22 protein-coding genes are annotated in these 23,258 nt (G+C 67.3%); 19 read left to right on the forward strand and 3 right to left on the reverse strand.

Annotation, left to right across the window (positions count from 1 at the left end):
- Window positions 1-39 precede the first annotated feature (39 nt).
- On the forward strand, window positions 40-2,310 hold the full coding sequence (rnr, locus tag AC07Y4_RS06820; protein WP_253252393.1) for a ribonuclease R: 2,271 nt from the start codon (window positions 40-42) through the stop codon (window positions 2,308-2,310).
- Window positions 2,311-2,377: 67 nt separating this feature from the next.
- On the forward strand, window positions 2,378-3,142 hold the full coding sequence (locus AC07Y4_RS06825; RefSeq protein ID WP_062471631.1) for an SDR family oxidoreductase: 765 nt from the start codon (window positions 2,378-2,380) through the stop codon (window positions 3,140-3,142).
- 9 nt (window positions 3,143-3,151) lie between these two features.
- Here the strand turns inward: AC07Y4_RS06825 and AC07Y4_RS06830 are convergent, their stop codons facing one another.
- Window positions 3,152-4,615 (reverse strand): NAD(P)H-hydrate dehydratase, encoded by a 1,464-nt coding sequence (locus AC07Y4_RS06830; protein ID WP_487847050.1) that lies wholly within the window; start codon window positions 4,613-4,615, stop codon window positions 3,152-3,154.
- Window positions 4,616-4,656: 41 nt separating this feature from the next.
- Between AC07Y4_RS06830 and AC07Y4_RS06835 the strand changes: the two genes are divergently transcribed.
- Window positions 4,657-5,082 (forward strand): hypothetical protein, encoded by a 426-nt coding sequence (locus AC07Y4_RS06835; RefSeq protein ID WP_369647170.1) that lies wholly within the window; start codon window positions 4,657-4,659, stop codon window positions 5,080-5,082.
- Here AC07Y4_RS06835 and AC07Y4_RS06840 read toward each other — a convergent pair.
- Together AC07Y4_RS06840 and AC07Y4_RS06845 are read right to left on the reverse strand one after the other, a co-directional pair.
- Window positions 5,072-6,325, reverse strand: a complete 1,254-nt coding sequence (locus tag AC07Y4_RS06840; protein ID WP_487847049.1) for a D-amino acid dehydrogenase — start codon at window positions 6,323-6,325, stop codon at window positions 5,072-5,074. The two genes, AC07Y4_RS06835 and AC07Y4_RS06840, sit on opposite strands and share 11 nt — an antisense overlap.
- 57 nt (window positions 6,326-6,382) lie before the next feature.
- Window positions 6,383-7,705 carry an amidase gene (locus AC07Y4_RS06845; protein ID WP_139704627.1) on the reverse strand — a complete coding sequence of 441 codons (1,323 nt, stop codon included), beginning with the start codon at window positions 7,703-7,705 and terminating at the stop codon, window positions 6,383-6,385.
- Between the two features lie 205 nt (window positions 7,706-7,910).
- Between AC07Y4_RS06845 and rpsB the strand changes: the two genes are divergently transcribed.
- The 16 genes from rpsB (at window position 7,911) to AC07Y4_RS06925 (ending at window position 23,208) form a co-directional block, all read left to right on the forward strand.
- The gene (gene rpsB, locus AC07Y4_RS06850) at window positions 7,911-8,666 is read left to right on the forward strand and encodes a 30S ribosomal protein S2 (protein WP_062471618.1); all 756 of its coding nucleotides are present in this window, start codon (window positions 7,911-7,913) and stop codon (window positions 8,664-8,666) included.
- An 81-nt stretch (window positions 8,667-8,747) separates the two neighbouring features.
- Window positions 8,748-9,671 carry a translation elongation factor Ts gene (gene tsf, locus AC07Y4_RS06855; protein WP_495274317.1) on the forward strand — a complete coding sequence of 308 codons (924 nt, stop codon included), beginning with the start codon at window positions 8,748-8,750 and terminating at the stop codon, window positions 9,669-9,671.
- A 99-nt stretch (window positions 9,672-9,770) separates the two neighbouring features.
- Entirely contained in the window at window positions 9,771-10,493 is a 723-nt protein-coding gene (gene pyrH / locus AC07Y4_RS06860) for a UMP kinase (RefSeq protein ID WP_062471612.1), read from the forward strand.
- Window positions 10,494-10,504: 11 nt separating this feature from the next.
- On the forward strand, window positions 10,505-11,065 hold the full coding sequence (frr, locus tag AC07Y4_RS06865) for a ribosome recycling factor (RefSeq protein ID WP_062471609.1): 561 nt from the start codon (window positions 10,505-10,507) through the stop codon (window positions 11,063-11,065).
- A gap of 8 nt (window positions 11,066-11,073) precedes the next feature.
- On the forward strand, window positions 11,074-11,799 hold the full coding sequence (gene uppS / locus AC07Y4_RS06870; RefSeq protein ID WP_062471606.1) for a polyprenyl diphosphate synthase: 726 nt from the start codon (window positions 11,074-11,076) through the stop codon (window positions 11,797-11,799).
- 24 nt (window positions 11,800-11,823) lie between these two features.
- Window positions 11,824-12,669: a phosphatidate cytidylyltransferase gene (locus tag AC07Y4_RS06875; RefSeq protein WP_070060528.1), complete on the forward strand. Its 846-nt coding sequence runs from the start codon at window positions 11,824-11,826 to the stop codon at window positions 12,667-12,669.
- Entirely contained in the window at window positions 12,666-13,853 is a 1,188-nt protein-coding gene (gene ispC, locus AC07Y4_RS06880) for a 1-deoxy-D-xylulose-5-phosphate reductoisomerase (protein ID WP_095745190.1), read from the forward strand. Before AC07Y4_RS06875 ends, ispC begins: the two co-directional genes overlap by 4 nt.
- Window positions 13,854-13,874: 21 nt before the next feature.
- On the forward strand, window positions 13,875-15,251 hold the full coding sequence (gene rseP / locus AC07Y4_RS06885) for an RIP metalloprotease RseP (RefSeq protein ID WP_487847338.1): 1,377 nt from the start codon (window positions 13,875-13,877) through the stop codon (window positions 15,249-15,251).
- A gap of 38 nt (window positions 15,252-15,289) precedes the next feature.
- Window positions 15,290-17,722 carry an outer membrane protein assembly factor BamA gene (bamA, locus tag AC07Y4_RS06890; protein ID WP_062471595.1) on the forward strand — a complete coding sequence of 811 codons (2,433 nt, stop codon included), beginning with the start codon at window positions 15,290-15,292 and terminating at the stop codon, window positions 17,720-17,722.
- A complete protein-coding gene (locus AC07Y4_RS06895; protein WP_062471593.1) occupies window positions 17,723-18,268 on the forward strand; it encodes an OmpH/Skp family outer membrane protein in 546 nt (181 codons plus the stop codon).
- 14 nt (window positions 18,269-18,282) lie between these two features.
- Window positions 18,283-19,260, forward strand: a complete 978-nt coding sequence (gene lpxD / locus AC07Y4_RS06900; RefSeq protein WP_487847047.1) for a UDP-3-O-(3-hydroxymyristoyl)glucosamine N-acyltransferase — start codon at window positions 18,283-18,285, stop codon at window positions 19,258-19,260.
- A gap of 23 nt (window positions 19,261-19,283) precedes the next feature.
- Window positions 19,284-19,739, forward strand: a complete 456-nt coding sequence (gene fabZ / locus AC07Y4_RS06905; RefSeq protein WP_056582588.1) for a 3-hydroxyacyl-ACP dehydratase FabZ — start codon at window positions 19,284-19,286, stop codon at window positions 19,737-19,739.
- Between the two features lie 25 nt (window positions 19,740-19,764).
- The gene (lpxA, locus tag AC07Y4_RS06910; protein ID WP_487847046.1) at window positions 19,765-20,553 is read left to right on the forward strand and encodes an acyl-ACP--UDP-N-acetylglucosamine O-acyltransferase; all 789 of its coding nucleotides are present in this window, start codon (window positions 19,765-19,767) and stop codon (window positions 20,551-20,553) included.
- A 10-nt stretch (window positions 20,554-20,563) separates the two neighbouring features.
- A complete protein-coding gene (gene lpxB / locus AC07Y4_RS06915) occupies window positions 20,564-21,712 on the forward strand; it encodes a lipid-A-disaccharide synthase (protein ID WP_095947873.1) in 1,149 nt (382 codons plus the stop codon).
- Window positions 21,684-22,415, forward strand: a complete 732-nt coding sequence (rnhB, locus tag AC07Y4_RS06920; protein WP_487847045.1) for a ribonuclease HII — start codon at window positions 21,684-21,686, stop codon at window positions 22,413-22,415. The genes lpxB and rnhB overlap by 29 nt, the downstream gene beginning before the upstream one ends.
- A gap of 7 nt (window positions 22,416-22,422) precedes the next feature.
- Entirely contained in the window at window positions 22,423-23,208 is a 786-nt protein-coding gene (locus AC07Y4_RS06925) for a TrmH family RNA methyltransferase (protein ID WP_487847044.1), read from the forward strand.
- Window positions 23,209-23,258 lie beyond the last annotated feature (50 nt).

The following is a 23,258-nucleotide window of genomic DNA, read 5'->3' on the forward strand; positions in this document are numbered from 1 at the left end:
GAAGGAGATCATATCAAAAATAATGTCACTTCCAGCAGCTTGTTGGATGAAATCGAAGGAACAGTTCAAGGACATCGCGACGGGCACGGCTTCGTGCAACGCGACGACGGCGAGGCAGATATCTACCTGCCGCCGAATGAGATGCGCGCGGTGCTGCACAAGGATCGCGTCAAGGCGCGCATCGTGCGACAGGACCGCCGCGGCCGCCCCGAGGGGCGCGTGGTCGAGATCGTCGAGCGACCCGAGCAGCCCATCATCGGCCGCTTGCTGCACGAAGGCGGGATCTGGCTCGTTGCACCGGAAGACAAGCGCTACGGCCAGGACGTCCTGATCCCGAAGGGCGCGACCGGTCCCGCCAAGGTCGGCCAGGTGGTGGTCGTCCAGCTCACCGAGCCGCCGGCCTTGTTCGGCCAGCCTGTGGGTCGCGTGAGAGAAGTGCTGGGCGAGATCGACGACCCCGGCATGGAAATCGAGATCGCCGTGCGCAAGTACGGCGTGCCGCATGAGTTTTCCGCGGAGTGCCTGGCACAGGCCAAGGCCCTGCCCGAGAAGGTGCGCCCCGCCGACAAGAAGGGCCGCATCGACCTCACCGACGTGCCGCTCGTCACCATCGACGGCGAAGACGCCCGCGACTTCGACGACGCCGTGTACTGCGAGCCCGCGAAGGTGGGCCGCGGCAAGGGCTGGCGCCTGCTGGTGGCCATCGCCGACGTCAGCGCCTATGTGCAGACCGGCTCCGCCATCGACATCGATGCGTACGACCGCGCCACCAGCGTCTACTTCCCGCGCCGCGTGATCCCGATGCTGCCCGAGAAGCTGTCGAACGGCCTGTGCTCGCTGAACCCCGAGGTCGAGCGCCTGTGCATGGTGTGCGACATGCTGGTTGCCGCCGACGGCGAGATCTACGCCTACCAGTTCTATCCGGCCGTGATGTTCAGCCATGCGCGCTTCACGTACACCGAAGTCGCCGCCATCCTCGGCAACACGCGCGGCCCCGAAGCCGCCAAGCGCAAGGACCGCGTCAAGGACCTGCTGAACCTCGCCGACGTCTACAAGGCCCTGCTCAAGCAGCGCGGCAAGCGCGGCGCGGTCGACTTCGAAACCACCGAGACGCAGATCATCTGCGACGACGCCGGCCGCATCGAGAAGATCGTGCCGCGCACGCGCAACGAGGCGCACCGCCTGATCGAGGAGGCGATGCTCGCCGCCAACGTCTGCAGCGCCGACTTCATCGCCGAAGGCAAGCATCCGGGCCTGTTCCGCGTACACGAAGGCCCGACGCCCGAGAAGAAGGAAATCCTGCGCGGCTACCTGAAGGCCATGGGTGTCGGCCTGAGCATCACCGACGAGCCGCGTCCCGGCGAGTTCCAGGCGATCGCCGAAGCCACCAAGGAACGCCCCGACGCGCAGCAGATCCACACCATGCTGCTGCGCTCGATGCAGCAGGCGATCTACACGCCGATCAACAGCGGCCACTTCGGCCTGGCCTACGAGGCCTACACGCACTTCACCAGCCCGATCCGTCGCTATCCCGACCTGCTGGTGCACCGCGTGATCAAGGCGATCCTCGGCAAGACGCGCTACCAGCTGCCGATGCTGCCCACGCCCGGCGAGGCGCATGCCAAGCTGGCCAAGCGGCTCGCTTCGCGCGTCAAGGCGCCGACGAACAAGCCGCAGAAGGCGACCGTCGCGCCGAGCAAGGAAGTGCTGGCCTGGGAGGCCGCCGGCCTGCATTGCAGCGCCAACGAGCGCCGCGCCGACGAAGCCAGCCGCGATGTCGAGGCCTGGCTCAAGTGCAAGTACATGCGCGAGCACCTCGGCGAGGAATACGGCGGCGTGGTCACCGCAGCCACCACCTTCGGCATCTTCGTCACGCTTGATGCGATGTACGTCGAAGGCCTGGTCCACATCACCGAGCTGGGCGGCGAGTACTTCAAGTTCGACGAGATGCGTCAGGAGTTGCGTGGCGAGCGCACCGGCATTCGCTACGCCATCGGCACGCGGGTGCGGGTGCAGGTGAGCCGCGTCGACCTCGATGGCCGCAAGATCGACTTCCGCCTCGTGCGCGAAGGCGAGGACCTGACCTCGCGCGCCATGAAGGACAAGGGCGGCGCGCCGGTGAAGGCGTCGGCCAAGCGAAGCTCCCGCCACAAGGCGGAGGCCGGTGGCGAGTCGCGAGCGGAGCACGGTGGCGGCGGCGCTGCCGCGGTGCCCGCCGGTCCGCAATCGGCCATGCAGGCCTTCAAGTCGGCGGTGAAGAAAGCCGCCAACAAGATGCAGGGCAAGGGCCGCAAGCCCCGCCGCGGATGAGACGTGCCGTGCACACTACCGGTTTGCTTACCGTGTGTATGGATCAGTTGAAAAGGAGACTTGAAGCATGAGCGTGGAAAACAACAAGGGCCGCATCGCGATCGTCACGGGCGCGGGGTCGGGCATCGGCCGTGCGGCCGCGCTGGCCCTGCTGGCTGACGGCTGGAGCGTGGCCCTTGCGGGGCGCCGCCTCGAGCCGCTGGAGCAGGTGGCGGAAGAGTCGGGCGCCGGTGCGCGCGCCTTCGCGGTGCCCACCGACGTGGCCAATGCCGACTCGGTGCAGGCGCTGTTCGGCGCCACGGTCGAGCGCTTCGGGCGCGTCGACCTGCTGTTCAACAACGCCGGCGTGGGTAACCCGCCGGGACCGTTCGAGGACTGGACGCCCGAGCAGTGGAAGGGCGTGGTGGACATCAACCTCACCGGCATGTTCTTCTGCATCCAGCAGGCCTTTCGCACGATGAAGGCGCAGACGCCGCGGGGCGGTCGCATCATCAACAACGGGTCGATCTCGGCGACCACGCCGCGGCCGAATTCCGCGGCCTACACCTCGACCAAGCACGCGGTCGAAGGGCTGACCAAGACCGCTTCGCTCGACGGCCGCAAGTACGACATCGCGGTGGGGCAGGTGGACGTGGGCAATGCCATGACCGAGCTGGCCGCGCGCATGGCCACCGGCGTACCGCAGGCCAACGGCGAGCTCGCGATCGAGCCACTGATCGACGTCAAGATCGTCGGCCAGTCGGTGCTCTACATGGCGAACCTGCCGCTGGAAGCCAACGTGCTCTTCCACACCATCATGGCCACGAAGATGCCCTTCGTCGGGCGCGGCTGAGTCCTGCGCTCAGTCGGGTGTGCGGCGGGCCAGCGAGCCTGCCGTGAGCGGGGCTGCATCGGCTGGCCACAGGTCGGCGATGCGGCCGTGCTGCCAGACGGCTTCGCATGCCGCCTCGAATGCGGGGCCGCGCATCGCGAGCGCCGCGCCGATCATGCCGGCGAGCACATCGCCGGTGCCTGCGGTGGCAAGGCGGGCATTGCCGGTCGGGTTGATGACCGGCGGCCCGTCGCTCGCGTCGGCAATCACTGTTCCTGAACCCTTGAGCACCGTCACCGCGCCGAAGCGCGACGCCAGCGCACGGGCCGCGGCGAGGCGGTTGGCTTGCACGCCACCCGTCGTGTCGCCGAGCAGGCGCGCGGCTTCCAACGGATGCGGCGTGAGCACGGTGGGAGCTCCGGCCTGGCCTCGCGCGATCAGCTGCGCCTGAAGTGACGGATCGGCGGCGATGGCGTTGAGTGCGTCGGCGTCGAGCACCAGCGCGGCGGCCATCGACAGCACGCGCGGCAGCAGTTCGCGCACGGCATCGCCGCCACCGCAGCCGCACACGACCGTCATGCCCGCGAGGTCCAGCGCGTGGGCGTCGCGCAGCATCAGTTCCGGCTGCGAGGTGTCGACCGGCGCTGCGCGGGGATCGAGCAATCCGACGAACACGCGTCCTGCGCCCGCATGGAGCGCGGCCGAGCCGGCCAGCAGCGCGGCGCCGGCCATGCCTGACGCGCCACCGATCACCGCGACATCCCCGTAGCTGCCTTTGTGCGAGGCGTGGCTGCGCCGCTGGATATCGGGCGTGCTTGCGAGGCGGGCCGTCGGTCGCTCCTGGATGAAAGCGCGGCAGCCCAGATCGTCGAACCACACCGTGCCGGCTGCGTCGCGGCCTTGCGCCGTGAACAAGCCGGGTTTCAGCGTGAGGAAGGTGAGGGTGGTGCGGACCGATGCCGATGCTTGATCTGTGTTGGAGGCCAGCATGCCGGTGTCGGCGCCGAGGCCCGAGGGCACGTCGAGGCTGAGCACCGGTGGTGCACCCGTGTGCATCCGCGCAAGCCATTCGGCCATTGCGCCCGACGGCGGGCGGGTCGATCCGATGCCGAGCAGTGCATCCATCGCCAGCTCGAAGCTCGATGGCGGCGCCGAAGCGAAGGTGACGCCCGCATCGCGCGCACGCTGCAGCGACGCCTTGGCATCCGCTGGCAGCCGGCCTTCATCGCCCACGAAGGTGACGACCGGAAAGAAGCCGCGATGCCGCAGTTGCGCCGCGGCTTCGAAGCCATCGCCGCCGTTGTTCCCTGGGCCGCAGGCGATCCAGATCGTTCGCGCGTGCGGCGCGAGCGCCATCGCGAGCCGTGCGGCAGCGAGGCCGGCGCGCTGCATCAGCGTATGAGGTGGAAGGGCGGAGGCTGCTGCCTGCTCGATGCGACGCGTGGCGGCGATGTCGAACAGGTCGGCGGCGCTGGCGGACGTGATGCGATGCATCGAGCCATTGTGCCGCCGGGGCGGCTGCCTATCATCGCGACATGACGCTGAGAAAAATCGCCTGGCTGCTCTGCTTGTTGCTGGCGTGGTTTGTCGCGAATGTCTTCACGCTGATGGCGTTGGATGGCGGTGTCACTTGGGCGCTAGGCTTGCTGGCCTTGTTCTGGGGAAGTTTGTGGCTGGCCGCGCGAGTTGGCTGGTCGCGTCTGGGCCATTTGGCCTGGGCCGGAAGCGTGGCATACGGCATTGGCGTGGTGCAGTGGCTCGATCGCATTGACACGTCCCAGGGGTTGCCCCGCTGGCTGCTGGCGGGCACGATCTTGCTGAGTCTTGCCGCATTTTCCTGGGTGATGCCGATCCTGGTGTCTTGGGATGGCGACAGGCGCAGGCCGAAGCCAGTAGAGCCGCTGCCGGTGGAAAAACCGGCCACCCCCGAGCAACTGCGCCGCTGGGGCCCTAAAGACTGAGCCGTTCGATTCCCAGGCCTTCGAGGTCGATGCCCGGGTCTTGCCCTGCGATCAGGTCGCCGAGTACGCGTGCGCTGCCGCACGACAGCGCCCAGCCGCTCGAGCCGTGGCCCAGGTTGAGCCACACGCCCGGAATGCCGCTGGCGCCCAGCACCGGTGGGCCGTCGGGCAGCATCGGACGGGCGCCTTTCCATTGCTGGATGCCCGATTGCAGTGTGGCTGCGCCCGGAAACCAGTCGTGCAGCACTTTGTAGAGCGTCTGGATCGCGGCCGGGCTCATGGCGTCGGGCGAGCCGCCGATCTCGGCGCTGCCGGCCACGCGCACGCGCTGGCCCAGGCGGGAGATCGCGACCTTGTAGCGCTCGTCCATCACCGCGCTGCGCGGCGCATTGAGCGGCTCGCGCACCGGGGCGCTGACCGAATGGCCGTAGACCGGCGCCAGCGGAATGCGCAGCCCCAGCGGACGCAGCAGCGCGGCCGACGAGAGGCCGGCGCACACCACGATGGCGTCGAACTGCAGCGCGTCCGAACCACTGGCGAGCGTCAGCGAAGTGGGGGTCGCGCGGCTCAGCGGTGCGATGTCGCAATTGAAATGAAACTGTGCGCCCAGCGCCTCGGCTTCCCACTTGAGCAGCAGCGCGAACTGGCGGCAGTTCGCGACCTCGTCTTCCGGCAGGTGGATGGCGCCGGCCAGCGGGGTGTCGGGGTTGAGCGCGGGCTCGATCAGGCGGGCCTCGTCGGCGTCGACTTCGCGGAACACGCTGCCGGCCGAGCGCAGCACTTCCAGGCCAGGCTGAATCAGTTTTTTCTCGCGCTTGGAGCGCAGCAGCACCAGGTAGCCGTCACTGCGTTCGTAGCTCAGTTCGCGCGCTTCGGTCACCGCGTGCAGCCGGGTGCGGCTGTAGAAGGCCAGCCTCTGCATGCGGGCGCGGTTGGCCAGGTAGGTCTCGAGCTTGCAGGCCTTCTGCCAGCGCGACATCCAGCCGAGGTCGCGCGAACTCAGCGGCCAGCGCAGCTTGATCGCGCCGTGCGAAGACAGCAGCGAGCGCAGCACCTTGCCGCGCATGCCCGGTGCGGCCCACGGCGTGACATAACCCGGCGCGACCACGCCGGCGTTGGCAAAGCTGGCCTCTTCGGCGGCGGCGCCGCGGCGCTCGAACACGCTCACTTCATGGCCGTCGGAAACCAGTTCCCAGGCGGTGGTGACGCCGACGATGCCGGCGCCCACGATCGCGATTTTCATTGAAATGTTCTAGATAAAAGAAGCGGCTGACGCCCGTGAGGCGGGCGGTGACAGCGGTTATTTCTGCAGCGTGCGTTCGGCCTGGAGCGCCACCGCGAGCACGGCGTCGTCGTGCATCGCGCCGTGCCACAGCATCAGGCCGACCGGCAGTTCGCCGGCGACGTGGCAGGGCAGCGAAATGGCGCAGCCGTCGAGCATGTTGACGATCGACGGGTTGCGCAGCAGCAGCGCGTTGACGCGGAAGAATTCGTCGTCGCGCTCGGCCCCCGGTGCCACGCTGGCGATGGACGGCGCCGTGATCGGCACGGTCGGCGACACCACGGCGTCGAACGGTGCCAGCGCTTTCTCGACACGGGCGATCCAGTCGCGGCGGGCGCGGACAAGGTCGATGTACTCGTGCGCCTTCATGCCCGCGCCGCGCAGGATGCGCTGCGCCACGCGCGGGTCGTAGCCGGCGCCGCTGCGTTCCAGCAGCAGGCGGTGCCAAGCGTACGACTCGGCCGCCGAGAAGCCGCCGGTGGCGTTGATGGCCTGCAGGTCGGCCAGCTCGGGCAGTTCGATCTCGTGGATATGAGCGCCCGTGGCGCGCAGGGTCGCGAGGGTGCGCTCGAAGGCCGTGGCCACGGTGGGCTCGAGGTCGTCGAGGAAGACGTTCTTCACGACGGCCAGCCGGTAGGCCGACAGCGGCGCCGAGCCGGGCGTCACCTGCCGCGCCGAGAGAATTTCGTGCGCGGTGACGGCGTCGCGCACCGAGCGGGTCATGGCGCAGACGGTGTCGAGCGTGGTCGACAGGGGCAGTGCGCCGTCGGCCGGCGTGAGGCGGGCGGTGTTCTTGAAGCCGACGATGCCATTCAGTGCCGCCGGGATGCGGATCGAGCCGCCGGTGTCGGAGCCCAGGCCGATGAAGGCCGCACCGCTCGCCACCGAGATCGCCGCGCCGGAGGACGAGCCGCCCGGAATGCGCGGCGTGGCAGCGTCACTCACGTTGGCCGGCGTGCCGTGGTGCGGGTTGACGCCGACGCCGGAAAAGGCGAACTCCGTCATGTTGGTGCGCCCGGTCAGCACGCCGCCGGCGGCGCGCAGTCGGGCCACGGCGAGCGAATCGGCTGGGGCGGCCGGTGCGTGCGAGAGCACGGCCGAGCCGGCGGGTGTCGGCTGGCCGGCGACGTCGAACAGGTCCTTGCTGGTGAAGGCAAGCCCGGCGAGGCGGCTTTCGGGCGCCGATGCGGCGGCGGCCGCGCGGGCCTCGTCGAACATCGTGCGGGTGAAAACGTGGGCGCAGGCGGGAGATTCGGAGAGGGCGATGGCGCGCTCCATTTCGGTGCGCGCATCGGAACCGCCAGCCAGAAGGGTGAGACGGGTGGCGTGAAGGTCGTTCATGGCGTCGAGGGTACCTTGGAACGGCTCGGTTCGAGGGAGGAGGGGGTGGCCGCCGTGCTATACTCTTTGGGTTTCGCTGGTTATGCGACAGTTTTGTCGCCGCCAGTCAAGCACATCCGCAAACCGGCCCAATCAAGGTGTTGCGACCCCGTCGAAGGGGCGCAAAACGGGCTGGATTTTAGACCCAACCTTTGGAGTAAATTCAATGTCGACCACCATGCGCGAAATGCTGGAAGCCGGTGTCCACTTCGGTCACCAAACCCGCTTCTGGAACCCCAAGATGGCTCCGTTCATCTTCGGTCACCGCAACAAGATTCACATCATCAACCTGGAGAAGTCGCTCCCGATGTTCCAGGACGCGATGAAGTACGCCAAGCAACTCACGGCCAACCGCGGCACGATCCTGATGGTCGGCACGAAGCGCCAGGCCCGTGAAATCGTGGCTGCCGAAGCCCGCCGCGCCGGCGTGCCTTTCGTCGACACCCGCTGGCTCGGCGGCATGCTGACCAACTTCAAGACCGTCAAGACCTCGATCAAGCGTCTGAAGGACATGAAGGCCCAGCAAGAAGCCGGCCTCGACAGTCTGAGCAAGAAAGAACAGCTCACGTTCTCGCGCGAAATCGCGAAGCTCGAGAAGGACATCGGCGGCATTCAGGACATGGCTGCGCTGCCCGACGCCATCTTCGTGATCGACGTGGGCTTCCACAAGATCGCCGTGGCCGAAGCCAAGAAGCTCGGCATCCCGCTGATCGGCGTGGTCGACTCCAACCACTCGCCCGAAGGCATCGACTACGTGATTCCTGGCAACGACGACTCGTCGAAGGCCGTCACGCTGTACGCCCGTGGCATCGCCGACGCGATCATCGAAGGCCGCAACAGCGCCGGTGGTGACGTGGTCAAGGCCGTTGCCGAAGGCAGCGGCGACGAATTCGTCGAAGTCGAAGAAGGCGCTTCGGCCTGATAGGCGCGTTCGCGAGCCTGAAGAAGGGGCTTTGGTGCCCCTTTTTTTTAACCTGATTTTTGGATTTACGGAGATACACAAATGGCTGCAATCACCGCAAGCATGGTCGGCGAACTGCGCGCGAAGACCGATGCGCCCATGATGGAATGCAAGAAGGCTCTGACGGAGGCCGGCGGCAACATGGAAAAGGCCGAAGAGCTGCTGCGCATCAAGCTCGGCAACAAGGCTGGCAAGGCATCGGGCCGCATCACTGCTGAAGGCGTGGTCACGGCTTTCGTCGACGGCGCTGCCGGCGGCATGATCGAAATCAACTGCGAAACCGACTTCGTCACCAAGAACGACAGCTTCCTGGCCATGGCCAATGCTGCCGCGATGCTGGTCGCCAAGAACAATCCCGCAGACATCGCCGCGCTGGGCGCGCTGGCCTACGAGCAGGACGGCTTCGGCCCTACGCTCGAAGACGTGCGCAAAGGCCTGATCGGCAAGATCGGCGAGAACATGAGCTTCCGCCGCTTCAAGCACTTCACGGGCAACGGCAAGCTGGCGTCGTACCTGCACGGCACGCGCATCGGCGTGATGGTCGAATTCGAAGGTGACGACACCTCGGCCAAGGACGTCGCGATGCACATCGCCGCCATGAAGCCGGTCGCCATCCAGGCATCGGATGTGCCTGCCGAGCTGATCGAAAAAGAGCGCGCCGTGGCCGCTGGCAAGGCTGAAGAAGACCGCAAGACGGCCGAAGCCGAAGGCAAGAAGCCGCAGCCGGCCGACATCGTTGCCAAGCGCATCGAAGGCGGCGTGCAGAAGTACCTCAAGGAAGTCTCGCTGCACAACCAGCCGTTCGTGAAGAACGACAAGCAGACCGTCGAGCAGATGCTCAAGGCCGCCGACACCACGATCAAGGGCTTCACCCTGTACGTGGTCGGCGAAGGCATCGAGAAGAAGGTCGACGACTTCGCTGCCGAAGTCGCTGCCCAGGTCGCTGCTGCCAAGGCTGCCGCCTGATCCGGCAGGCCTCCAAGCGGCGGTGCGCGACAGCGTGCCGCCGCTTTTTCACCGCCACGTTTTACACTCGCCCCCGCCAACCCTCTAAGGAAAATGCCCATGTCTGATGCCCGCCCAGCCCACAAGCGGATCTTGTTGAAGCTGTCGGGTGAGGCATTGATGGGCGATGACGCCTTCGGCATCAACCGCGCCACCATCGTGCGCATGGTCGAGGAGGTGGCCGAGGTCGTGAACATGGGCGTCCAGGTGGCGGTCGTGATCGGCGGTGGCAACATCTTCCGCGGTGTCGCGGGAGGCTCCGTCGGCATGGACCGCGCCACGGCCGACTACATGGGCATGCTGGCCACCGTCATGAACTCGCTGGCCCTGGCCGACGCGATGAACAAGCAGGGCCTCGTGGCCCGCGTGATGTCCGCCATCGCCATCGAGCAGGTGGTCGAGCCCTATGTGCGCCCCAAGGCCCTGCAGTACCTCGAAGAGGGCAAGGTCGTGGTGTTCGCTGCCGGTACCGGCAACCCCTTCTTCACGACCGACACGGCCGCCGCGCTGCGCGGTGCCGAAATCGGCGCCGAGCTGGTGCTCAAGGCGACCAAGGTGGACGGCGTCTACACCGCCGATCCCAAGACCCACCCCGAAGCCACGCGCTACGCCACGCTCACCTTCGACGAGGCGATTGCGCAGAATCTCGGCATCATGGACGCCACGGCCTTCGCGCTGTGCCGCGACCAGAAGCTGCCGATCAAGGTGTTCTCGATCTTCAAGAACGGCGCCCTCAAGCGCGTCGTGATGGGCGAGGACGAGGGCACGCTGGTGCATGCCTAGGAGTAAATGAGATGACCATTGCAGACATTCGCAGTGCGACCGACGCGAAGATGAACCAGTCGCTCGCCGCCTTCCAGAACAACCTCACCAAGATCCGCACGGGCCGCGCCAACTCGGCACTGCTCGACTCGATCCATGTCGAGTACTACGGCTCGCAGGTGCCGCTGAGCCAGGTGGCCAACGTGTCGGTGCTCGACTCGCGCACCATCAGTGTCCAGCCCTGGGAAAAGGGCATGGGCGCCAAGATCGAGAAGGCCATCCGCGAAAGCGACCTGGGCCTGAACCCGGCGTCGATGGGCGACCTGATCCGCGTGCCGCTGCCCGCCATGAGCGAAGAGCGCCGCAAGGAAATGACCAAGCTGGTCCGCAACGAAGGCGAAAGCGCCAAGATCGCGACGCGCAACCTGCGCCGCGATGCGAACGAAGCCGTCAAGAAGCTCGTGAAGGACAAGCTGGCCTCGGAAGACGACCAGAAGCGCGCCGAAGGCGACATCCAGAAGGTCACCGACAAGCACATCGCGGAAATCGACCGTCTGGTCGCCGCGAAAGAAGCGGAGATCATGGCCGTTTGAGGCTCCGCATGGCCTCCTCGCCGCAGACGACGCCCCCTCCGCACCACGTTGCCATCGTCATGGATGGTAACGGCCGGTGGGCCACCAAGCGCTTCCTGCCTCGCGTGGCGGGGCACAAGCAGGGCGTGGAGTCGCTGCGGCGCTGCGTCAAGGCCTGCGCCGACCGTGGCGTGGGCGTGCTCACCGTGTTCGCGTTCTCCTCGGAGAACTGGAACCGCCCCCCTGAAGAAGTCTCCGGCCTGATGCAACTGATGGTCGGGGCACTCGCACGCGAAGTGCCGCGACTCAACGCCGATGGCGTGCGGCTGCATTTCGTGGGTGAACGCGCCGGCCTGTCCGACAAGATGGTGGCCGGCCTGGTGTCGGCCGAGCAGACCACGGCTCACAACACGCGTCTGATTCTCAACATCTGCTTCAACTACGGTGGACGCTGGGACATCGCGCGCGCCGCGGCCAAGCTCGCCGAGCAGGGCCTGCCCATGACCGAGATGAACCTCGATCGCGCCATGGCGCTGGCCCACGTGCCCGACCCCGACCTGTTCATCCGCACGGGTGGCGAGCAGCGGCTGTCGAATTTCCTGCTTTGGCAGAGTGCCTACGCCGAGCTGTTCTTCAGCGACAAGCTGTGGCCCGAGTTCGACGAGGCTGCGCTGGATGAGGCCATTGCCGCGTTCCAGGGTCGCGAGCGTCGCTTCGGCCAGACCTCGGCGCAGGTCTCGGCTTCCGCGGCCTGACAACGGCCCGACACCACCTTCCGCATGCTCAAACAACGCATCCTCACGGCGATCGTGCTGCTCGCGATCCTGCTGCCGGCGCTGTTCTACCGAAACCACATTCCCTTCGCCTGCGTGATGCTGGTGCTGATCGGCGCCGCCGCGTGGGAGTGGGGCCGCCTGAACGGCTACGGGCAGGGCATGTCGCTGTTCCTGGGCGCCGAGATGGTGGCGCTGTGCGGGCTGTCGTGGTGGCTGGGGCTGCTGGAGCAGCGCCTGTTCCTCATGTGGTCCCTGGCCAGTGCGGCCTGGGTGCTCGGCGGCGCGGCGCTGCTGCGCGTCGCAGTGCCTGGCTGGCCGCGCATTCCGCGCGGGCTGCGCTTGGTGGGCGGCCTGCTGGCGCTGTGGGTCGCATGGCTCGCGGCGGTGCAGGCGCGCATGGTCGGCATCAACTTCCTGCTGTCGATCCTGGTGCTGGTCTGGGTGGCGGACGTGTTCGCCTATTTCGCCGGCCGCGCCTTCGGCCTGAAGTTCACGCGCGCCAAGCTGGCGCCCGCCATCAGCCCCGGCAAGAGCTGGGAAGGTGTCTGGGGCGGCATGGCCGGCGTCATCGTGCTGGCGTTCGCCTGGGTCTGGGCCGACAAGAGCCTGGGCGCCACGGTGCCCAGCCTCTACACCCGCCTGCATGAGCGCGGCTGGTGGCTGCTGTTGATCGGGGCGGTGTTCCTGGCGGCGATGAGCGTCGTCGGCGACCTCGTCGAATCGTTGATCAAGCGCAGCGCCGGCGCCAAGGACAGCAGCCGGCTGCTGCCCGGCCACGGCGGCGTGCTCGACCGCGTGGATGCCCTCTTGCCGGCACTTCCCATTGCCATGATGCTGGCTTTCCTGTGAACACTCCCAAACAACGTGTCACGGTGCTTGGTTCGACCGGTTCGGTCGGTGTCAGCACGCTCGACGTCATTGCCCGTCACCCCGAACGCTTCGAGGTGTTTGCGCTCTCGGCGGCCACCAAGGTCGACGAGTTGCTGGCCCAATGCGCGCGCTTCTCGCCGCGCTTCGCCGTCATGGCCAGTGCGCCGCATGCCGCGCTGCTGGCCGAAAAGCTCAAGCAGAACAACCTGCCGACCCGCGTCCTGATGGGCGACGATGCTCTCGAAAGAATAGCGTCGGACGACGAAGTCGACGCCGTGATGGCCGCCATCGTCGGTGCCGCCGGTCTGGCGCCGTGCCTGGCCGCCGCGCGAGCCGGCAAGCGCCTGCTGCTGGCCAACAAGGAAGCCCTGGTCGTCGGCGGCGAGCTGTTCATGCGCACGGTGCAGGAGGGCGGCGCCACGCTGCTGCCCATCGACAGCGAGCATTCGGCCATCTTCCAGTCGCTGCCCGAAGACCCGTCCACCTGGGCGCGGCGCATCGACAAGATCATCCTGACGGCCTCGGGTGGCCCGTTCCGCACCCGGGCACCCGACACGCTGGGCGCCGTGACGCCCGAGCAGGCCTGTGCGCACCCGAACTGGGTCATGGGCCGCAAGATCTCGGTCGACTCGGCCACGATGATGAACAAGGCGCTCGAGGTGATCGAGGCGCGCCACCTGTTCGGCGTGTCGCCGGAGCAGATCGAGGTCGTCATCCACCCGCAGAGCGTGGTCCATTCGATGGTGCAGTTCACCGACGCCTCGGTCATCGCGCAGCTCGGCACGCCCGACATGCGCGTGCCGATCGCGGTCGGGCTGGCCTGGCCGGAGCGCGTCGAGAGCGGGGCGGCACGGCTCGATTTCCGTCAGATGGGCTCGCTGACCTTCGACGCGCCCGATCCTGCGCTGTTCCCCGGCCTGGGCCTGGCGTGGCAGGCCTTGCGCGCCGCTTCAGGCACCACGGCGGTGCTGAACGCGGCCAACGAGGTGGCTGTGGCCGCCTTTCTCGACCGGCGCCTGCGTTTCGATCGCATTCATGCGGTCAACCTGGAAACTTTGGAGGCGGTCATGCCCTCCAAGCCGGCATCGCTGGCCGACCTGCTGGCGCTCGACGCCAGCGCCCGCGAGGCGGCCAATGCCGCTGCGGCACGTTTCGCGGCCTGATTCCCTACTGCGCAGAGGACCCTGATGCTCACCGTCATAGCTTTTGTGGTCGCTCTCGGCGTCCTCATCGCGGTCCATGAATACGGCCACTACCGCGTGGCCGTGGCCTGCGGCGTCAAGGTGGAGCGCTTCTCGGTCGGCTTCGGCAAGGCCATCCTGCGCTGGCAACCTAAGCGCCAGCATCCGGGGCAGCAGACCGAGTTCGTGATCGGCGCCTTTCCCTTCGGTGGCTACGTCAAGATGCTCGACGAGCGCGAAGGCCCTGTGGCGCCCGAGGAGCGGCACCGCGCCTTCAACACCCAGCCGCTGCGCTCGCGCGCGGCCATCGTGGCCGCTGGCCCGATCGCCAACCTGCTGCTGGCGGTCGTTTTGTACACGGCGGTCAACTGGATCGGCGTCGACGAGCCCGTGGCCAAGCTGGCCCGGCCCGTGGCGGCGTCGCTGGCCGAGGCGGCCGGCCTGCGCGGCGGCGAACACATCACCCAGGCCGGTTTCGATGGCGACCTGTCGCCGGTCCAGTCCTTCGAAGACCTGCGCTGGCGCATGACGCGCGGCGCGCTCGACGGCCGCGACCTCACGCTCGAAGTGGCGGGCGAGGGCGGTCGGCCCGGCCGCCAGCTGGTCCTGCCGCTGAGCCGTATGGAGGCCAAGGACGCCGATCCGCAGATGTTCCGCAAGATCGGCGTGGTCGCACCGCTGACCCGTCCTGAGATCGGCGAGGTCATGGCGGGCAGCGCGGCCGAGCGTTCGGGCCTGCGCAACGGCGACCTGGTCCTGACCATCGGCGACACCCCCATCCTCGACGGGCAGCAGCTGCGCGAAGTCATCCGGGCCTCGGTCGATGCCTCCGGGCAGGCGCGCACGCTGACCTGGCAGCTCCAGCGCGGCGGCCAGCCGCTCGCGCTCGAGGTCAAGCCGGAAGTGCGCGAAGAGGGCGCCGCCAAGGTCGCGCGCATCGGCGCGTACGTCGGCGCGCCGCCTGAGATGGTCACGGTGCGCCAGGGCGTGATCGACGGCGTCTGGCGCGGCGTGGTGCGCACCTGGGAGGTGTCCGCGCTCACGGTTCGCATGATGGGCAAGATGCTGATCGGCGAGGCCTCGATCAAGAACCTGAGCGGTCCCTTAACAATTGCTGATTACGCCGGCAAGTCCGCCAGCCTCGGTCTGACGCAGTACCTGGTCTTTCTCGCGCTCATCAGCGTGAGCCTCGGGGTGCTCAACCTGATGCCGCTGCCGGTCCTCGATGGGGGGCACCTGATGTATTATCTTTGGGAGGGCCTGACCGGGAAAAGCGTCTCCGACGCCTGGATGGAACGGCTGCAGCGTGGCGGTGTCGCCTTGCTGCTGGTGATGATGTCGGTCGCACTCTTCAACGACGTCACGCGGCTCTTTGGTTAACTTTCTGCCGGCCCTTTCCGTGCCGGCCCAATTCACAGATGAACACAAACTTCAGTCGCTTTCGCCTGCGTAGCGTTGCCGCGGTGGTGGCCAGCACGCTGGCGGCCACGGCCGCTTGGGCCGTCGAGCCTTTCACGGTGCGCGATATCCGCGTCGAAGGCTTGCAACGCGTCGAGGCCGGCACGATCTTCGGGTCGCTGCCCCTGCGTGTGGGCGACACCTACAGCGACGAACGCGGCTCGGCCGCGATCCGTGCGCTGTTCGACCTGGGGTTGTTCAAGGACGTGCGCATCGACGTCAACGGCAACGTGCTGGTGGTGATCGTCGAAGAGCGGCCCACCATCGCCGACGTCGACTTCGTCGGCGCCAAGGAATTCGACAAGGCGGCGCTGCAGAAGGCGCTGCGTGAAATCGGGCTGGCCGACGGCCGCCCGTACGACAAGGCGCTGGCCGACCGCGCCGAGCAGGAGCTCAAGCGCCAGTACGTGAGCCGGAGCCTCTACAACGCGAACGTCGTGACCACGGTCACGCCCATCGAGCGCAACCGCGTGAACCTGACGTTCACCGTGACCGAAGGCGAATCCGCCCGCATCCGCGAAGTGCACGTGGTCGGCAACAAGGCCTTCAGCGAATCGACGCTGCTGAGCCTGTTCGACCAGGACAGCGGCGGCTTCATGAGCTGGTACACCAAGTCGAACCAGTACTCGCGCGCCAAGCTCAACGCCGACCTCGAGACGCTGAAGAGCTACTACATCACCCGCGGCTACCTCGAGTTCCGCATCGATTCGACCCAGGTCGCCATTTCGCCGGACCGCAAGGACCTGAGCGTCACGGTGAACATCACCGAAGGCGAGAAGTTCGTGGTGGCGGGCATCAAGCTCGACGGCAACTACCTGGGCCGCGACGACGAGTTCAAGTCGCTCATCACGATCAAGCCGGGCGAGCCCTACAACGGCGAGCAGGTCACCGAGACCACCAAGGCCTTCAGCGACTACTTCGGCACCTTCGGCTACGCCTTCGCCCGCGTGCAGGCGCGTCCGGACATCGACCGCGTGAACAACCGCGTCACGCTCACGCTGCAGGCCGAGCCCTCGCGCCGCGTGTACGTGCGCCGCGTGTCGGTCGGCGGCAACAACAAGACGCGTGACGAAGTGATCCGCCGCGAGTTCCGCCAGTTCGAAGCCTCGTGGTACGACGGCGACAAGATCAAGGTCTCGCGCGACCGCGTGGACCGCCTGGGCTTCTTCACCGAAGTGAACGTCGAGACCCAGGAAGTGCCGGGCTCGCCCGACCAGGTCGACCTGACCGTCAACGTGGCCGAAAAGCCCACCGGCACGCTGCAGCTGGGCGCCGGCTACTCGAGCGCGGAAAAGGTCGCGCTGACCTTCGGCATCTCGCAGGAAAACGTGTTCGGCTCGGGCAACTTCCTGGGCGTGCAGGTCAACACCAGCAAGTACAACCGCACGCTGTCGCTGACCACCACCGACCCGTACTTCACGAAGGACGGCATCTCGCGCACGATCAGCGTGTACCACACGACGACGCGCCCGTACTCCACGAACGAAGACGGCGACTACAAGCTGGTGAACCAGGGCGCCTCGATCCGTTTCGGCGTGCCGTTCAGCGAACTCGACACCGTCTTCTTCGGCGTCGGCCTGGAGCGTTACGCGTTCGACCCGAACCGCTCGGCGCTCGCCGGCCTCACCACGCCGCAGTCGTACCTGAACTACTTCCATTGCGGCAAGGACGCGACCGGCTGGTTCGTCACCAGCTGCGACCAGAAGAGCGTCTGGGGCATCCCGCTGACCGTGGGCTGGGGCCGCGACAGCCGCGACAGCGCGCTGGTCCCGACCACCGGCCGCCTGCAGCGCGCCAACCTCGAGTTGGGCGTGGGCGGCGACATGAAGTACCTGAAGACCAGCTATCAATACCAGCAGTTCTTCGCGATCAACAAGCAGTACACCTTCGCCATCAATGGTGAAGTGGGTTATGCCAAGGCCTTCGGTGGCAAGGTCTACCCGATCTTCAAGAACTTCTACGCCGGTGGCCTGGGTTCGATCCGCGGTTTCGAGCAGAACTCGCTGGGTCCGCGCGACCAGCCGCTGCTCGGTCAGACCGAAGGCGCGGCACTGGGCGGTACCAAGAAGGCCATCTTCAACGCCGAGCTGAGTACGCCGTTCCCCGGCGCCGGCAACGACCGCACGCTGCGCCTGTACGGCTTCTTCGACGTCGGCAACGTGTTCGGCTCCCGTGCACCCAACGTGACGGACGAGCAATGGAAGGCCCAGAAGAAGCTGCGCGCCTCGGTCGGCCTGGGCATCAGCTGGATCTCGCCGCTGGGCCCGCTGCGCCTGGCCTACGCTTTCCCCGTCAAGTCCCAGAAGGAAGTGACGGATCCGAGCACCGGGTTCGTCGTGATCCCGAAGGATAGAATTCAGCGCCTCCAATTCCAGATCGGAACGTCTTTCTAAATGAAGCATTTGATTCGCGCCGCCGCCGGCGCGTTCCTGATTCCCGCTTTTGCCCTCGTGGCTGCGCCCGCGCAGGCCCAGGAAAGCTTTCGCATCGGTTTCGTGAACCCCGACCGTGTGCTGCGTGAAGCGCAGCCGGCCAAGACCGCGCAAGCCAAGCTCGAGGCTGAATTCCTCAAGCGCGAAAAGGACCTGACCGTGCAGGGCGATGCACTGAAGACGGCCTCGGAGAAGTTCGAGCGCGAGGCACCGACCCTGTCGGAAAGCCAGCGCGTCTCGCGCCAGCGTTCGCTGGTCGACCAGGACCGCGACTTCCAGCGCAAGCGCCGCGAGTTCCAGGAAGACCTGAACGCGCGCAAGAACGAAGAGCTCCAGCAGGTCTACGAGCGCGCCAACCGCGTGGTCAAGCAGGTCGCCGAAGCCGAAAAGTACGACGCCATCCTCCAGGAAGCGATCTACATCAACCCGAAGCACGACATCACCGACAAGGTGATCAAGGCGCTCAACGCGTCGGTCGGCTCCTCTGCGCCTGCGGCCGGCAAGTAACGCCGCGAACCGGCGTGTCGCTGCAGCTCGGAGCCATCGTTGACGCCCTCGGGGGCGAGCTTCATGGAGATGCCACGCTGTCCATCGAGCGGCTCGCGCCGCTTCAGAATGCACAGCCCGATGCGCTCAGCTTCCTGAGCCATCCCAAATACCAGCAGGAACTGGCCGCCTCCAAGGCGGCCTGTGTCATCGTGTCGCCCGCCATGCGCGAGGCTGCCGCGGCGCGCGGCGCCTACATCGTCACGCCCGACCCGTACTACTACTTTGCGCGCCTGACGCAGCTGTGGAAAGCGCACCATGCGCGCCCGGAAGCCGATCGCATCCATCCCTCCGCCGTGATCCATCCCGAAGCCCATGTCGACGCCACCGCGCGCATCGGTGCGCTGTGCGTGGTGGAGCGGGGCGCGTGCATCGGCGCGGGCACCGTGCTGAAGTCGCGCGTCACGGTCAGCGAAGACTGCAGCATCGGCGAGCGCTGCCTGCTGCACCCGGGCGTGGTGATCGGGGCCGACGGCTTCGGCCTCGCGCCGCACCAGGGCGCCTGGGTCAAGATCGAGCAGCTGGGCGCGGTGCGCATCGGCAACGACGTCGAGATCGGCGCCAACACCTGCATCGACCGCGGCGCGCTCGACGACACCGTGATCGAAGACGGCGTGAAGCTCGACAACCTGATCCAGATCGGCCACAACGTGCGCGTCGGCAAGCACACCGCGATGGCGGGCTGCGTCGGCGTGGCCGGCAGCGCCACCATCGGCGCCCACTGCACCTTCGGCGGCGGCGCCATCGTGCTGGGCCACCTCACGGTGGCCGACGGCGTGCACGTGTCGGCCGCCACCGTGGTGACGCGTTCCATCCGCAAGCCGGGCCAGTACACCGGCATGTTTCCGATCGATGACAATGCGAACTGGGAAAAGAATGCGGCAACACTCAAGCAGTTGCACAGCCTGCGCGAACGACTGAAGGCGCTGGAAAAAGCCCCCTCGAAACAATGACGACGATGCAGGAACAGAACACCATGACGGACACGACGCTCGATATCCACCAAATTCTCAAGTTGCTGCCGCATCGCTACCCGTTTCTCCTGGTGGACCGGGTGTTGAGCATGGAGAAGGGCAAGCGCATCACGGCGCTCAAGAACGTGACGATGAACGAGCCCTTCTTCAACGGCCACTTCCCGCACCGTCCGGTGATGCCGGGCGTGCTGATGCTCGAAGCCATGGCGCAGGCCGCGGCGCTGCTGTCGTTCCGTTCGCTGGACATCGTGCCCGACGACAACACGGTCTACTACTTTGCGGCCATCGACGGCGCGCGCTTCAAGCGCCCTGTGGAGCCGGGCGACCAGCTCACGCTGGAAGTCGAGATCGAGCGCATGAAGGCCGGCATCTCGAAGTTCAAGGGCCGTGCGCTCGTGGGCAGCGAACTGGCGTGCGAAGCCTCGCTGATGTGCGCCATGCGCCAGATCAACAGCTGATCCGGCTCATCGTCTCTTGCAAGGCATGACCCAGGTTCATTCGACCGCGATCGTCGACCCGAAGGCCCAGCTCGACGCCTCGGTGTCGGTCGGTCCCTACACCGTGATCGGCCCGCACGTGCGGATCGGCGCGGGCACCACCATCGGCGCGCATTGCGTGATCGAAGGGCGCACGACCATCGGGCGCGACAACCGAATCTTCCAGTTCTCGTCGCTCGGCGCGATCCCCCAGGACAAGAAATACGCGGGTGAGCCCACCGAGCTCACCATCGGCGACCGCAACGTGATCCGCGAGTTCTGCACCTTCAACCTCGGCGTGCCCGGGGCAGGGGGCATCACGCGTGTCGGCAACGACAACTGGATCATGGCGTACACGCACATCGCGCACGACTGCCGGGTCGACAACCACACGACGCTGTCCAACAACACCACGCTAGCCGGGCACGTGCACCTGGCCGACTGGGTCACGATCGGCGGCCTGACCGGCATCCATCAGTTCGTCTCGATCGGCGCGCACGCCATGGTCGGCTTCGCGAGCGCGATCTCGCAGGACGTGCCGCCCTTCATGCTGGTCGACGGCAATCCGCTGGCGGTTCGCGGCTTCAACATCGTGGGCCTGCGCCGGCGCGATTTCTCGGCGCAGCGGCTCGCGGCGGTCAAACAGATGCACCGCCTGCTGTACCGCCAGGGCAAGACGCTCGAAGAGGCGCGCGCCGCCATCGCCGAGCTCGCAGCGGAAATGCCCGAGGCCGCCGGCGATGTCGCGCTGATGGAGGCCTTCCTCGCTCATTCAACGCGCGGCATCGCGCGCTGACATGGGCGCGATGAGCACGAACGAGCAGCGCCGCTTCGCGCTGGTCGCGGGCGAAGCGTCCGGCGACCTGCTCGCGGGCTTGCTGCTCGACGGCCTCGAAGCCCGCTGGCCTGCCTTGCAGACCGTCGGCATCGGCGGTCCGCGCATGCTGGCCCATGGCTTCCAGAGCTGGTGGCCGCAGGAAAAGCTGGCGGTGCGCGGCTACATCGAGGTGCTTCGGCACTACGCCGAGATCGCCGGCATCCGTCGCCAGCTCAAGGCCCGACTGCTGCGCGAGCGCCCCGAGCTGTTCATCGGTGTCGACGCGCCCGATTTCAATCTCGACCTCGAAGCCGGCCTGCGCAGCGAGGGCATCAAGACCGTCCACTTCGTCTGCCCCTCGATCTGGGCCTGGCGTGCCGATCGCATCGACAAGATCCGGGCCGCGGCTGACCACGTGCTGTGCATCTTCCCGTTCGAGCCCGAACTGCTCGAAAAGCAGGGCGTGGCCGCGAGCTACGTGGGCCATCCGATTGCCAACGTGATCCCGATGACGCCCGACCGCGCCGCCGCCCGCGCCGCACTGGGACTGGACCCCGAGGCGCAGGTCGTCGCGCTGCTGCCCGGCAGCCGGCGTTCCGAGATCCGTTATCTCGCGGCCCGCTTCTTCGCGGCTGCGGCGTTGATGCAGAAGGCCAAGCCGAAGCTGCAGTTCATCGCGCCGATCCTGCCGGGGTTGCGCGCCGAGGTCGAAAGCCTGCTGCAGGCCGCCGGCATGGCAGGGCGGGTGAAGCTGCTCGACGGCCAGTCGCATGCCGCGCTCGCCGCCTGCGACGTCACGCTGATCGCCAGCGGCACGGCCACGCTCGAGGCGGCGCTGTTCAAGCGGCCGATGGTCATCGCCTACAACATGAACGGGCTCTCCTGGCGCCTCATGCAGCGCAAGCAGCTGCAGCCCTGGGTCGGGCTGCCAAACATCCTGTGCCGCGAGTTCGTGGTACCCGAACTGCTGCAGGAAGCCGCCTCGCCGGAGGCCTTGGCCAACGCCACGCTCGAATGGCTCGACGCGCCCGCGAAGACGCAGGCGCTGCAACAAAGATTTTCCGCGCTGCATGTGCAATTGCAGCGCGACACGCCCACACTGTGCGCCGATGCGATCCAGAAAGTTCTTGAAGGCTGAGCAGGCCCCGCTGGTGTGGGACGCGCCCGGCCTGATGGCGGGCGTCGACGAGGCAGGGCGCGGGCCGCTGGCCGGCCCCGTGGTGGCCGCGGCCGTGATCCTCGACGACCTGCGCCCGATCCGCGGCCTGGCCGACTCCAAGACGCTCACGGCCCTGCAGCGCGAACGCCTGCACGACCAGATCCTGGCCAAGGCACTGTGCTGCTCGATCGCGCAGGCCTCGGTCGAGGAGATCGACAGCCTCAACATCCTGCAGGCCACCATGCTCGCTATGCGTCGCGCGGTCGAAGGCCTGCGGCTCAAGCCCGTCAAGGTGCTGGTGGACGGCAACCGCCTGCCCCGGCTCGACGTGCTGGCCGAGGCCATCGTCAAGGGCGACGCGCGGGTCAAGGCGATCTCGGCCGCGTCCATCCTGGCCAAGGTGCACCGCGACCGGCTCTGCACGCAACTGCACGACGAATTTCCGCACTACGGCTTCGCCGGTCACAAGGGCTACGGCACGCGCGAGCACCTTGAGGCGCTCCAGCGTCACGGCGCCTGCGCGCACCACCGCCGCTCGTTCAGTCCGGTGGCGGCGGCGCTGGCGCGCACGGCTGCTGCAACGTCAGGCGTCAATGTCATGGCCGGCGAGGTTTCGGTCGCCCACGTGATCGGCGCCGCCGAAAACCACAACGCACGCCTCGATCCGCGCGCCGCCCCCTGAGCCCGCCATGACCACCGACACCGGCCCGAGCCACATCAGCTCGCGCGACAACCCCTTGCTCAAGGACCTGCGCAAGCTCGCGCAAGATCCGGGCGCCTATCGCAAGCTCGGCCGGCTCTGGCTCGAGGGCGATCACCTGTGTCGCGCGGCGCTGGCCCGCGGCGTCAGGCCGGCGGTGGCGGTGTTCTCGGAGGCATTCTGGCCCTCGGCACCCGCCGAATGGGTGCAGAGTGCTATCAAAACGGTAGTGGTTGCCGACGACTTGCTGCGCGCAGTGAGTGGCCTGGAGTCGCCCGCGCCGATGGGCTTCGTGCTCGAGCTGCCGGCGCGGCCCGAAATCCTGCCCGACGCCCCGAGCGTGGTGCTCGACCGTCTCCAGGATGCAGGCAATGCCGGCTCCATCCTGCGCAGCGCGGCGGCTTTCGGCTTCACCCAGGTGATCGCGCTCAAGGGCACGGCCGCGCTGTGGGCACCGAAGGTGCTCCGTGCCGGCATGGGGGCCCACTTCGGCCTGCGGCTGGTCGAAGGCGTGGACATCGACGCGCTCGACGCGCTGCGGGTGCCGCTGGTGGCCACCAGCTCGCACCGGGGCGAATGGCTGCACAAGGCCGATCTGCCGCACCCCTGCGCCTGGCTGATGGGCCACGAGGGGCAGGGCGTTTCGGCCGCGCTGGAGACCCGAGCCGCCCACCACATCCGTATCGCGCAACCGGGCGGCGAAGAGTCGCTCAACGTGGCGGCGGCGGCCGCCATCTGCCTGCACGCAAGCGGAGCAGCCCTGCAGGCCAAATAACACACCCAGTCCGGGCTACAATCGGGGGCTTACTCGCAAATCAGCGTCGC

The organism is Variovorax sp. GW460-12-1-14-LB1, assembly GCF_059423605.1.

What these genes read in the sequence shown, in the direction of transcription:
- AC07Y4_RS06825 (WP_062471631.1), top strand. Translation starts at nt 2,378, where the DNA reads ATGAGCGTGGAAAACAACAAGGGCCGCATCGCGATCGTCACGGGCGCG.
- AC07Y4_RS06830 (WP_487847050.1), bottom strand. Translation starts at nt 4,615, where the DNA reads ATGCATCGCATCACGTCCGCCAGCGCCGCCGACCTGTTCGACATCGCC.
- AC07Y4_RS06835 (WP_369647170.1), top strand. Translation starts at nt 4,657, where the DNA reads ATGACGCTGAGAAAAATCGCCTGGCTGCTCTGCTTGTTGCTGGCGTGG.
- AC07Y4_RS06840 (WP_487847049.1), bottom strand. Translation starts at nt 6,325, where the DNA reads ATGAAAATCGCGATCGTGGGCGCCGGCATCGTCGGCGTCACCACCGCC.
- AC07Y4_RS06845 (WP_139704627.1), bottom strand. Translation starts at nt 7,705, where the DNA reads ATGAACGACCTTCACGCCACCCGTCTCACCCTTCTGGCTGGCGGTTCC.
- rpsB (WP_062471618.1), top strand. Translation starts at nt 7,911, where the DNA reads ATGTCGACCACCATGCGCGAAATGCTGGAAGCCGGTGTCCACTTCGGT.
- tsf (WP_495274317.1), top strand. Translation starts at nt 8,748, where the DNA reads ATGGCTGCAATCACCGCAAGCATGGTCGGCGAACTGCGCGCGAAGACC.
- pyrH (WP_062471612.1), top strand. Translation starts at nt 9,771, where the DNA reads ATGTCTGATGCCCGCCCAGCCCACAAGCGGATCTTGTTGAAGCTGTCG.
- frr (WP_062471609.1), top strand. Translation starts at nt 10,505, where the DNA reads ATGACCATTGCAGACATTCGCAGTGCGACCGACGCGAAGATGAACCAG.
- uppS (WP_062471606.1), top strand. Translation starts at nt 11,074, where the DNA reads ATGGCCTCCTCGCCGCAGACGACGCCCCCTCCGCACCACGTTGCCATC.
- AC07Y4_RS06875 (WP_070060528.1), top strand. Translation starts at nt 11,824, where the DNA reads ATGCTCAAACAACGCATCCTCACGGCGATCGTGCTGCTCGCGATCCTG.
- bamA (WP_062471595.1), top strand. Translation starts at nt 15,290, where the DNA reads ATGAACACAAACTTCAGTCGCTTTCGCCTGCGTAGCGTTGCCGCGGTG.
- AC07Y4_RS06895 (WP_062471593.1), top strand. Translation starts at nt 17,723, where the DNA reads ATGAAGCATTTGATTCGCGCCGCCGCCGGCGCGTTCCTGATTCCCGCT.
- fabZ (WP_056582588.1), top strand. Translation starts at nt 19,284, where the DNA reads ATGACGGACACGACGCTCGATATCCACCAAATTCTCAAGTTGCTGCCG.
- lpxA (WP_487847046.1), top strand. Translation starts at nt 19,765, where the DNA reads ATGACCCAGGTTCATTCGACCGCGATCGTCGACCCGAAGGCCCAGCTC.
- lpxB (WP_095947873.1), top strand. Translation starts at nt 20,564, where the DNA reads ATGAGCACGAACGAGCAGCGCCGCTTCGCGCTGGTCGCGGGCGAAGCG.
- rnhB (WP_487847045.1), top strand. Translation starts at nt 21,684, where the DNA reads ATGCGATCCAGAAAGTTCTTGAAGGCTGAGCAGGCCCCGCTGGTGTGG.
- AC07Y4_RS06925 (WP_487847044.1), top strand. Translation starts at nt 22,423, where the DNA reads ATGACCACCGACACCGGCCCGAGCCACATCAGCTCGCGCGACAACCCC.